This is a genomic window from Pseudomonas sp. SDO5591_S426 (assembly GCF_054070755.1).
Window position 1 is genome coordinate 1 of record NZ_JBSVXD010000185.1, and the last position, 10,631, is coordinate 10,631.

Below are 10,631 nucleotides of genomic sequence, written 5' to 3' on the forward strand. Positions count from 1 at the left end.
CCGTACATCCTGTAGGAGCTGCCGCAGGCTGCGATCTTTTCAGCAGACACACGGATGATGTCGGCGATACACACCAAGGATTCACCGCAACTCAAATAACAATAACCACCGATCCTGGCGGCGCCCTCAAAGCCCCGCCATGGTTTCGGACATCCGAAATCTGCCGATTTTCCGGAGCGAACACACATGAGTGCATCACCCGATCTCTCTGCAGCCGTTGCCGACAGCGACGCCGAGCAACTACGCAAACTGGGCTACACCTCCAACTTCAATCGCAGCATGAGCCTGTGGGAAAACTTCGCCCTGGGCTTCACTTATCTCTCTCCGGTCGTAGGGGTTTATACCCTCTTCGGCCTGTGCCTCGCTGCTGGCGGGCCACCGATGTTCTGGGCTTATTTGCTGGTCGGTTGCGGCCAGTTGCTGGTGTGCCTGATCTTCGGTGAAGTGGTCTCGCAGTTCCCGATTTCCGGTGGCGTGTACCCGTGGGCTCGCCGCTTGGTGGGCAAACGCTGGGCGTGGATGGTCGGCTGGATCTACTCCATTGCCCTGTGCGTCACCATCGCCGCCGTTGCGGTTGGCGCCGGTCCGTACCTCGCCGCCATGCTCGGTTTCGAACCGAGCAACAACACCAACATCGTCATCGCGCTGGTGTTGACGCTGTTCGCAACCCTGGTCAACCTCAGCGGCACCAAAGTGCTGGCGCGCATCGCCATGTTCGGCTTTCTCTGTGAACTGGTGGGCGCGGTGATCGTTGGCGTTTACCTGCTGGTCTTCGAGCGTCATCAACCGATCAGCGTGCTGTTCAACACCTTCGACATCAGCATCAACGGCTCATACTTGCCTGCGTTCCTCACCGCATCGCTGGCGGGGATGTTCCTGTACTACGGCTTCGAGGCCTGCGGCGACGTGGCCGAAGAAACCCCGAACCCGAGCAAGCAAATCCCGATTGCCATGCGCATGACCATCTACATCGGCGGCATCGCGGCAATGTTCGCCTGCCTTGCGTTGATCCTCGCTGTACCCGACATGCAAGCAGTGATCAACGGCACCGACAAGGACCCGGTCGGCACCATCCTCAACAACGCCTTCGGCCCGGTCGGCTCGAAAATGGTGATGGGCGTGGTGATGATTTCCTTCATCTCCTGCGTCATCAGCTTGCAAGCGGCGGCGAGCCGTCTGCTGTATTCCTACGCTCGCGACGAAATGGTCGTCGGCAGCCGACTGCTGAAGAAGATTTCTCCTACGACCCAGGTTCCAGTTGCCGCCCTGTTCGTGTCCGGTGTCCTGCCGGCACTGATCATCATCCTCGGCTTCTTCCTGCAAGACGCAGTCGCCACCATCGTCAGTTTCGCCGCCATCGGCATCTATCTGGCGTTCCAGATGATCGTCCTCGCCGCACTCTATGCACGCCTAAAAGGCTGGAAACCCAACGGCAAATTCACCCTTGGCGCCTGGGGCTGGCCGGTGAACATCGGCGCGCTGGTCTACGGCGTCGGCGCCATCATCAACATGGCCTGGCCGCGTACACCGGATGCGGCGTGGTACATGAACTATGCAATGGTGCTGAGCACGGCCATCGTGATTGGTTTGGGCTTGCTTTACATGTGGATTGCCAAACCGTATGACCACGGGACGGCGCCTGCGGGGGATGCTTGGAAGGTTAGTCGGTAATAGTTCGTTGATCGGACGAGCTGCCCGCAGCGATGCGGGCAGGGTTGAGGTTGCTAAAACTTATTGAGCTTTTGATCAGACATAAAAAAACCGCCCCTGAAGGCGGTTTTACTTTCACAGAAGAGGGTATTAACCCTGTCGCCTGGGTAGAGTTCTGCTCTCTTTGCCAGACCATGTGGGCTACATGGTATTAACCGATGAAGGCGGTGTCAATTCGTTTTGCTTGTCAAAAAACAGTGACCGCGACGTCATTTTCGGCATCCAGATTTCGTTGAAATTCGAGCTCATCCTCATACTCAAGTCCCATATCCGTCGCCCACCTTTTAGCTAGCTTCTGGACAGCAACAAGCTGCCTCAATGCGATATTGCGAATGTCCAACTCTGTATTGAGTTGGTCGACGACCTCCTGCAGCTTTTGAGCTTTAAGCTGAGCCTGAAGTAAATCGTTGTACGGAACATAACCGGAGGCTCCCACGGCGTGAATCAGCGCAGACCTCAGCAACTTGCTCTCGGTGACACTCAGCGCAACAGGGTACTTAACGCTCCTCCCTGTATCCCTCCCGTCGCCGAAATAGCTGATTGGAGGCAAAATTCGTTGGGTCGAAACGCACTCAAGCATGCTGCAAAGCACATAGCTTTCTTTTCCGCTGTTTTGGTAGCGAGGCATTTTGTCCAAGGTAGCCTGTTCCAGCTTGAAGGCTGACCTGTCTTCGACGGCAATAGCTCTTGATGTCACAGGGGCAACCTGAACAAGATTTTTTGATATCACCTTCACAACGACAGCAAGCCTGCGCTTATGCATCTCGGCCTCAAGCAGCGTGTCCATGTAGCGCTTGTTGGACTTGCTCGACGCATCTGTGCGTGCGCTTCGCTGCACGAACCCATAGTCCACTTCGACCAGTTTCCCTTGGCGCCCCAGAAGTTTCTGTAGCTTCAAGCTTTTGTCTTTTTTCAGCGTCTGATTCAGAAAAATCTCTTTAGAAACATCCTGTCTTTGAATCAGCACCGAAAAAACAGCGGGCCGCGTAGCCGTGGCGGCGGTCGACTTTATCGATTCGAGTCGCCAAAGGTGATTGCTGTCATTGATGAAGCATTTGGTCAGGAAAACGGGGTGTGGGGCTGTCCCCGGCTTGGAGCGCGGCATCCCTGCAATCAGTGTTTCACGGATATCTTCGTAAGTTTCCGTTCCCAGAACGACTTGGCTGGATCCGCCGGTAATTTTATTGATCACCGTTTCGAGATAACGGACAACGATCGTCTGCATTTGCTTCCCTGACTTGTAGAAAGAACGTTTTTTTCGCTGGACTCTTCTGAAAAAACTCGCGCCTCCCACAAGCGTTTTATAGAAGAAGCACTGGCTGGAAACTCGATCAATGCAGAAAAATCTGCAGTCCATTCTTGAACCCGGAAAAGTTATAGGAAAAATCAGGGGCGCAACGCTATGTCACCTCGGTAGATGCAAAAACAGGAAATTCCTACAGATACAGCCTTCCTGAAAAACCCTCGATTCCTACAACACGCGTCGCCAGAGTAGACTTGGCGCCGCGAGCGCCTGACCGATAGGCTTCACTCCGTCGCTGCCAAATCAGCGACCCGGAGTCGAAGCCGGAACATGTCAAAACGGTGCTTGCGTGCCCCCATAGAACTGTGGCTGTTTTTTGCCTTCAGTTCTGTTTTATGGCGGGCCGTGTGGCGCGGGCCTTTCGGCTTCCGTTTTGACCTGGAAGTGTCCCGACTTCGAACGCCACTCGGTCCGCCACCCAACCTGTCGAAGGGTTGGTGGCGACTTTCCAAGCCAAAACGGAAAACACGCCATGCCAATGCATCCTCAAAGCTCGCCTCTTCCCTATTTCGATCCCACCGTCTTCACCCGCCACAACCGCTTCCTCCATGCCTTCATGCAAGACAACCAAGCCTGGCTCTGCGTTCAGGACCTAGGCCGCTTGATGGGCAAACCCTTGAACGAACGCCTCACCCTGAAACTCGACCCAGACCAACGCCGCAGCGTCTGGCTGCTCAAGGACGGCAGAACAGTCGAAACCCTGATGGTCAGCGAATCAGGCATGTACGCCTTGCTGGTTCACCACTTCGTCCCGGAAAACCGCAACCTGCGCCAGTGGCTGAGCAATGAAGTCATACCCTCGCTGCGTGATTTGAAAGCAGAGCCTGTGGAAAACCAGCCGAGCCTGAGTTCTTTGAATTGGGCTGGAGTTTCAGTGCCCTTGCTGCATTACCAACATCACGCCTGGATCAAGTGGCGTGATATGCCTGAGTTGATGCTGGTGCAGCGCCCCTATCCGGTTGCAGGCATCTGCCGCTGAGTGTTGAGGATGAAAACGGGGCGGACTCTACCGTCTGCCCTGTTTGTCGTATGAACATGGCAGCGTTCGCCCCACCGTCAGCGGAAAATTTCCTTACAAAGCAATCACTCGCAACATTTCCCCTCCGTCCACTGCGGCATCACTGACTAGAGTGTCTTTTACCCGGCACGAATTGAGGGTTGACGAACAAGACGGTACAACCTACGGTGTTTACGTGGTTTACAGCGTATACACCTTGAGGAAAGCCGTTATGGCCTCGCCCGTTTTATCTTTTCGCGTCGAAGAGCTTCTGGCTCAACAATTGGACCAACTGGCGGCCGCGACCGATCGCGACCGTCAATATCATCTCAAGCGTGCACTGGTTCGATATGTGGAAGCCGAGTCCTGGCATCTGCAAGCCATCAGCGAGGGTATAGCTGATGCGGATGCTGGAAAACTCACCGATCTGGATGCCGTGAAGGCTAAGTGGGAAAAACGTGCCGAACGTAGTACTGACTGAAAAAGCGGAAAGCGACCTCGACAATATCCACGAACACTACCGAGAGACTGCAGGCGCAGACGCCGCCATTAAAATCATCTCGACGATTTTGAAGTCCTTCAAACAGCTGGAAGTGTTTCCTGGCTCAGGCAGACCTTCCGTCATGCCGGATGTACGAGAACTGGTTCTTGATCGTTATCCGTTCATTGCTCCTTACCGATTTTCTCAAGGAACAATTCAAGTTTTACGAGTGCTCCATCAGCGAATGGAGCGCTCGCAAGATTGGTAGAAAGCACTCAGCCGCGACTACCTTGCCGCGACTGAATACCCGCCTTCTTCAAAACCGCGAAACACTCCTCATCGCATCCACCAGATACCTCATCGCAATCCGGTCGCTCTCCGACAATTCCCGATAGCGTTCCACCAATTTCAGTTCCTCACTGTTGAGACGGCGTCTGCGCCGCCCGCTGGCCAGGCATGGAAAGATTCCCAACATTTCGGTGATGCCTTGTACTTTCGACATGGACGATGTCCTTCTCTACGTCAAAGAAAACTTCAGAAACCGCATCGCCCTATCCCTTTTTCAGCAGCGCCTCGTGCCAACTGAACCGCACCGGCCCGAAGGGCATAAACCGGTCATGAGCACAGAATAGAAACAATCACGGCGCTGAAAAGCGGTTTTTAGAGTAATTAGTCGAAAAAAGCAGAAATGCCCTGGAAATCAGAAGGCCCTGTCGGAAATGTTTCCCGACATGTCTTGTTTCATTGCCGAACTAGCGCGGTGCCATCAATCAATTTTGCTCTGCAATCGAACGGTTTAAGCTATCCGGCATCTGTTTAAAGTCCGTTGCGTTTGGCCGAAGGCATGGTCCGAACCGAATTTTCTGATCCAGCACGTGCCAGGAACGGCGCGGGATTGTTCACGACAGGTTGTATTTATGCACCGCAGGAATTTGCTCAAAGCCTCCATGGCCATCGCTGCCTACACCGGTTTATCTGCCAGCGGTTTGCTCGCCGCCCGCGCCTGGGCCGCTACCGGCACCGCCGATGGCGAGGCCAAGGCCTTCGATTTCGAGGCGCTGAAAGTGCAGGCCAAGCAACTGGCCAGCAATCGCTATCAAGACACCAAGCAGGTGCTGCCGCCGACCCTGGCAACAATGACCCCGCAGAACTTCAACGCGATCCGCTACGACGGCGACCATTCGTTGTGGAAAGACAACAAGGGTCAGCTGGACGTGCAGTTCTTCCACGTCGGCATGGGCTTCAAGCAGCCGGTGCGCATGTACAGCGTCGATCCGAAAACCCGAATGGCGCGCGAAGTACATTTCCGTCCGTCGCTGTTCAATTACGAAAACACCACCGTCGACACCAAGCAACTCACCGGCGACCTGGGCTTCTCCGGCTTCAAGCTGTTCAAGGCGCCGGAACTGGACAAGCACGACGTGGTGTCCTTCCTCGGCGCCAGTTACTTCCGCGCGGTGGACGCTACCGGCCAGTACGGCTTGTCGGCCCGCGGTCTGGCCATCGATACCTACGCCAAGAAGCGTGAAGAATTCCCCGATTTCACCAAGTTCTGGTTCGAGACGCCGGACAAGGACAGCACCCGCTTCGTGGTCTACGCCCTGCTCGACTCGCCGAGTGCCACCGGTGCTTACCGATTTGATATCGATTGCCAGGCCGAGCGCGTGGTGATGGAAGTCGATGCCCACGTCAACGCGCGTACCGCCATCGATCAACTGGGCATCGCGCCGATGACCAGCATGTTCAGCTGCGGAACCCACGAACGCCGTATGTGCGACACCATTCACCCGCAGATCCACGACTCCGATCGCCTGGCGATGTGGCGCGGCAACGGCGAATGGATCTGCCGCCCGCTGAACAACCCGGCCAAACTGCAATTCAACGCCTTCGCCGACACCGACCCGAAAGGTTTTGGCCTGGTGCAGACCGATCACGAGTTCGCCAGCTATCAGGACACCGTCGACTGGTACAGCCGTCGTCCGAGCCTGTGGGTCGAACCGACCACCTCGTGGGGCGAAGGCTCGATCGATCTGCTGGAAATCCCTACCACCGGCGAGACCATGGACAACATCGTCGCGTTCTGGACGCCGAAGAAACCGGTGGCGGCCGGCGACTCGCTGAACTACGGCTACAAACTCTACTGGAGCGCGCTGCCGCCGGTTGGCACGCCGCTGGCGCGGGTTCATGCGACCCGTTCCGGCATGGGCGGTTTCACTGAAGGCTGGGCGCCGGGCGAGCATTACCCACCGGTCTGGGCACGGCGCTTTGCCGTGGACTTCACCGGCGGTGGCCTGGACCGCTTGCCGGAAGGCACGGGCATCGAGCCGGTGGTCACGTGCTCGAACGGCGAGGTGAAGGATTTCAGCGTGCTCAAGCTCGATGACATCAAGGGCTACCGCATCCTGTTCGACTGGTACCCGACCAATGACAGCGTCGAGCCTGTCGAACTTCGCCTGTTCATTCGCACCAACGACCGCACGCTGAGTGAAACCTGGTTGTACCAGTACTTCCCGCCAGCGCCGGACAAGCGCAAATACCCGTGATCCGCGGGTAGCACCCTGCCACCATTCGGTTTTCCGAACGCGACCTGCGGGTCGGTTCGGATAACCGGATTTTTCAACCTGAAAATAAGCGCCACAAATATTTAATTTCCTTATAAATCAATAGTTTGATCAATTGGCACTGGTCTGGCACGAGTCATGCTCTACACTTCTTCGACGGATGTCCTTTGCGCGCACTCTCAGTAGCGCTCTGGCATTTGCAGCACAAAAGGGCCGAACAACTGGCTCCATAAAAAAAACAATGTCGAGGAAAATTTGATGCGCATCGTTCCCCATATCCTGGGCGCAGCCATTGCTGCCGCTCTGATCAGCACGCCAGTTTTCGCCGCCGAACTCACCGGCACCCTGAAGAAGATCAAAGAGTCCGGTGTCATCACCCTGGGCCATCGCGACGCTTCCATTCCGTTTTCCTACATTGCAGACGCTTCCGGCAAACCGGTCGGCTACTCCCACGACATCCAGCTGAAAGTCGTTGAAGCCATCAAGAAAGACCTGGACATGCCGAACCTCCAGGTCAAGTACAACCTGGTGACTTCGCAAACCCGTATCCCGCTGGTGCAGAACGGCACCGTTGACCTGGAATGCGGTTCCACCACCAACAACGTCGAGCGTCAGCAGCAAGTTGACTTCTCCGTCGGCATCTTCGAAATCGGTACCCGCCTGCTGTCCAAGGCAGACTCCAAGTACAAGGATTTCCCTGATCTGGCTGGCAAGAACGTCGTGACCACCGCCGGCACCACGTCCGAGCGCATCCTCAAGTCGATGAACGCCGACAAGCAGATGAACATGAACGTCATCTCCGCCAAAGACCACGGCGAGTCCTTCCAGATGCTGGAAACCGGCCGCGCCGTAGCGTTCATGATGGATGACGCCCTGCTGGCCGGTGAAGCCGCCAAGGCCAAGAAGGCCAGTGACTGGGCCGTGACCGGCACTCCACAGTCGTACGAAATCTACGGCTGCATGGTGCGCAAAGGCGACGAGCCGTTCAAAAAGGCTGTGGATGACGCCATCAAGGCCACCTACGCATCGGGCGAGATCAACAAGATCTACGAAAAATGGTTCATGCAGCCAATCCCGCCTAAAGGCCTGAACCTGAACTTCCCGATGAGCGACGAGCTCAAGGCCCTGATCGCCAATCCGACCGATAAAGCGGCTGACGACAAGAAGTCCTGATTTCTGACTAACCTTATCTCCTGAGAGGGCCACTGCCCTTTCAGGAGGTTGTCACTCCCTGCTGGCATTTTTGGAAACACTCGGACCGGTGGCTGTCGAGCCGATCGTGTGTGCCTGATCGTCAAGATCGGGCGGGAACGGAGCTTCCCCCAAGCGGGAACTTGTACATCGATCGAATCCGAGGGGAGACCCTAATGAATTACAACTGGGACTGGGGCGTGTTCTTCAAGTCCACCGGCGTGGGCAGCGAGACCTATCTCGACTGGTATGTGTCCGGTCTGGCGTGGACCATCGGCATCGCCATCGCGGCCTGGATCATCGCCCTGACACTGGGCTCGATCCTGGGCGTCATGCGTACCGTGCCGAACCGCATCGTATCGGGCATCGCCACCTGCTACGTTGAACTCTTCCGTAACGTGCCGCTGCTGGTTCAGCTGTTCATCTGGTACTTCCTGGTACCCGATCTGCTACCTGCCGACCTGCAGGAGTGGTACAAGCAGGACCTGAACCCGACCACCTCGGCTTTCCTCAGCGTCGTCGTGTGCCTGGGTCTGTTCACCACCGCCCGCGTTTGCGAACAGGTACGCACCGGTATCCAGGCCCTGCCAAAAGGCCAGGAATCCGCGGCCCGCGCCATGGGTTTCAAGCTGCCGCAGATCTACTGGAACGTGCTGCTGCCCCAAGCCTACCGGATCATCATTCCGCCGCTCACCTCGGAATTCTTGAACGTGTTCAAGAACACCTCCGTGGCCTCGCTGATCGGTTTGATGGAGTTGCTCGCGCAGACCAAACAGACCGCCGAGTTCTCCGCCAACCTGTTCGAAGCCTTCACCCTGGCCACGCTGATCTACTTCACCCTGAACATGAGCCTGATGTTGCTGATGCGCATGGTCGAGAAGAAAGTCGCCGTACCGGGCCTGATCTCCGTAGGGGGTAAATGATGGAATTCGACTTCTCGGGCATCATCCCGTCCCTGCCGGGCCTGTGGAACGGCATGGTCATGACCCTCAAGCTGATGGCAATGGGCGTGATCGGCGGCATCATCCTCGGCACCATCCTGGCGCTGTGCCGTCTGTCCCACAACAAACTGCTGTCCAACCTGGCCGGCGCCTACGTCAACTATTTCCGTTCGATCCCGTTGCTGCTGGTGATCACCTGGTTCTACCTGGCGGTACCGTTCGTGCTGCGCTGGATCACCGGTGAAGACACGCCGATCGGCGCGTTCGCGTCCTGCATCGTGGCGTTCATGATGTTCGAAGCGGCGTACTTCTGCGAAATCGTCCGTGCCGGTGTGCAGTCGATTCCCAAGGGTCAGATGGGCGCTGCCCAGGCACTGGGCATGACTTACGGCCAGATGATGCGCCTGATCATCCTGCCGCAGGCGTTCCGCAAGATGACGCCGCTGCTGTTGCAGCAGAGCATCATCCTGTTTCAGGACACCTCGCTGGTCTACGCCGTCGGCCTGGTGGACTTCCTCAATGCTTCGCGCGCCAGTGGCGACATCATTGGCCGCTCCAATGAGTTCCTGATTTTCGCGGGTCTCGTGTACTTCATCATCAGCTTTTCCGCCTCGCTGCTGGTCAAGCGTCTGCAAAAAAGGTTCGCCGTATGATCTCTATCAAAAGCATCAACAAGTGGTATGGGGACTTCCAGGTACTGACTGATTGCAGCACCGAGGTCAAAAAGGGTGAAGTGATCGTGGTGTGCGGGCCATCCGGTTCCGGCAAATCGACCCTGATCAAATGCGTCAACGCCCTGGAGCCGTTCCAGAAAGGCGACATCGTGGTCGACGGCACCTCCATCGCCGACCCGAAGACCAACCTGCCGAAACTGCGTTCCCGCGTGGGCATGGTGTTCCAGCATTTCGAACTGTTCCCGCACCTGACCATCACCGAAAACCTGACCATCGCGCAGATCAAGGTGTTGGGTCGCAGCAAGGAAGAGGCCACCAAGAAAGGCCTGCAATTGCTCGAGCGCGTTGGTCTCTCGGCCCACGCCCACAAGCACCCCGGCCAACTGTCCGGTGGCCAGCAACAGCGTGTGGCGATTGCCCGTGCGCTGGCGATGGACCCGATCGTCATGCTGTTCGACGAACCGACCTCGGCACTGGACCCGGAAATGGTCAACGAAGTACTGGACGTGATGGTGCAACTGGCCCACGAAGGCATGACCATGATGTGCGTGACCCACGAAATGGGCTTCGCCCGTAAAGTGGCCGACCGCGTGATCTTCATGGACCAGGGCAAGATCATCGAAGACTGCAAGAAAGAAGAGTTCTTCGGCGACATCAGCCACCGTGCCGAGCGTACGCAGCACTTCCTCAACAAGATCCTCCAACACTAAGGCTGTACGGTCTCCCCTGTAGGAGCTGCCGCAGGCTGCGATCTTTTGATTTTGCCTTTCAAA

At 56.6% G+C, this 10,631-nt stretch carries 12 protein-coding genes; 9 read left to right on the top strand and 3 right to left on the bottom strand.

Features of this window, described 5'->3' with window-relative positions; genetic code table 11:
- Positions 1 to 188 (bottom strand): hypothetical protein (locus tag ACW9JC_RS25035; protein ID WP_457458314.1); only part of this gene is annotated, 188 nt, incomplete at its 3' end.
- On the opposite strand from ACW9JC_RS25035, the gene ACW9JC_RS25040 reads away from it, so the two are divergent.
- On the top strand, positions 187 to 1,671 hold the full coding sequence (locus ACW9JC_RS25040; protein ID WP_457458316.1) for an APC family permease: 1,485 nt from the start codon (positions 187 to 189) through the stop codon (positions 1,669 to 1,671). The genes ACW9JC_RS25035 and ACW9JC_RS25040 overlap by 2 nt on opposite strands.
- A 226-nt stretch (positions 1,672 to 1,897) precedes the next feature.
- Here ACW9JC_RS25040 and ACW9JC_RS25045 read toward each other — a convergent pair whose 3' ends face one another.
- Positions 1,898 to 2,935 (bottom strand): hypothetical protein, encoded by a 1,038-nt coding sequence (locus tag ACW9JC_RS25045; protein ID WP_457458318.1) that lies wholly within the window; start codon positions 2,933 to 2,935, stop codon positions 1,898 to 1,900.
- Positions 2,936 to 3,485: 550 nt separating this feature from the next.
- Here ACW9JC_RS25045 and ACW9JC_RS25050 point away from each other — a divergent pair.
- The 3 genes from ACW9JC_RS25050 (at position 3,486) to ACW9JC_RS25060 (ending at position 4,759) form a co-directional block, all read left to right on the top strand.
- Complete coding sequence (locus tag ACW9JC_RS25050; protein ID WP_338584977.1) at positions 3,486 to 3,992, top strand: BRO-N domain-containing protein; 507 nt, start codon at positions 3,486 to 3,488, stop codon at positions 3,990 to 3,992.
- 250 nt (positions 3,993 to 4,242) lie between these two features.
- Positions 4,243 to 4,491 carry a CopG family ribbon-helix-helix protein gene (locus tag ACW9JC_RS25055; RefSeq protein ID WP_150728218.1) on the top strand — a complete coding sequence of 83 codons (249 nt, stop codon included), beginning with the start codon at positions 4,243 to 4,245 and terminating at the stop codon, positions 4,489 to 4,491.
- On the top strand, positions 4,469 to 4,759 hold the full coding sequence (locus ACW9JC_RS25060) for a type II toxin-antitoxin system RelE/ParE family toxin (protein ID WP_338584976.1): 291 nt from the start codon (positions 4,469 to 4,471) through the stop codon (positions 4,757 to 4,759). Before ACW9JC_RS25055 ends, ACW9JC_RS25060 begins: the two co-directional genes overlap by 23 nt.
- Before the next feature lie 48 nt (positions 4,760 to 4,807).
- Here the strand turns inward: ACW9JC_RS25060 and ACW9JC_RS25065 are convergent, their stop codons facing one another.
- On the bottom strand, positions 4,808 to 4,993 hold the full coding sequence (locus ACW9JC_RS25065; RefSeq protein WP_416129881.1) for a hypothetical protein: 186 nt from the start codon (positions 4,991 to 4,993) through the stop codon (positions 4,808 to 4,810).
- Between the two features lie 415 nt (positions 4,994 to 5,408).
- Here ACW9JC_RS25065 and ACW9JC_RS25070 point away from each other — a divergent pair, with 415 nt between their 5' ends.
- The 5 genes from ACW9JC_RS25070 to ACW9JC_RS25090 all read left to right on the top strand — a co-directional run bounded on the left by ACW9JC_RS25070 (position 5,409) and on the right by ACW9JC_RS25090 (position 10,568).
- Positions 5,409 to 7,034, top strand: a complete 1,626-nt coding sequence (locus ACW9JC_RS25070; RefSeq protein ID WP_457458322.1) for a glucan biosynthesis protein D — start codon at positions 5,409 to 5,411, stop codon at positions 7,032 to 7,034.
- A gap of 276 nt (positions 7,035 to 7,310) precedes the next feature.
- Entirely contained in the window at positions 7,311 to 8,225 is a 915-nt protein-coding gene (locus tag ACW9JC_RS25075; protein WP_338584974.1) for a glutamate/aspartate ABC transporter substrate-binding protein, read from the top strand.
- Positions 8,226 to 8,419: 194 nt separating this feature from the next.
- Positions 8,420 to 9,166, top strand: a complete 747-nt coding sequence (locus ACW9JC_RS25080; RefSeq protein WP_338584973.1) for an amino acid ABC transporter permease — start codon at positions 8,420 to 8,422, stop codon at positions 9,164 to 9,166.
- Positions 9,166 to 9,837, top strand: a complete 672-nt coding sequence (locus ACW9JC_RS25085; protein WP_060541848.1) for an amino acid ABC transporter permease — start codon at positions 9,166 to 9,168, stop codon at positions 9,835 to 9,837. The genes ACW9JC_RS25080 and ACW9JC_RS25085 overlap by 1 nt, the downstream gene beginning before the upstream one ends.
- Positions 9,834 to 10,568, top strand: coding sequence for an amino acid ABC transporter ATP-binding protein (locus ACW9JC_RS25090; RefSeq protein ID WP_015093699.1), 735 nt, complete (start codon positions 9,834 to 9,836; stop codon positions 10,566 to 10,568). Before ACW9JC_RS25085 ends, ACW9JC_RS25090 begins: the two co-directional genes overlap by 4 nt.
- Positions 10,569 to 10,631: the final 63 nt, after the last annotated feature.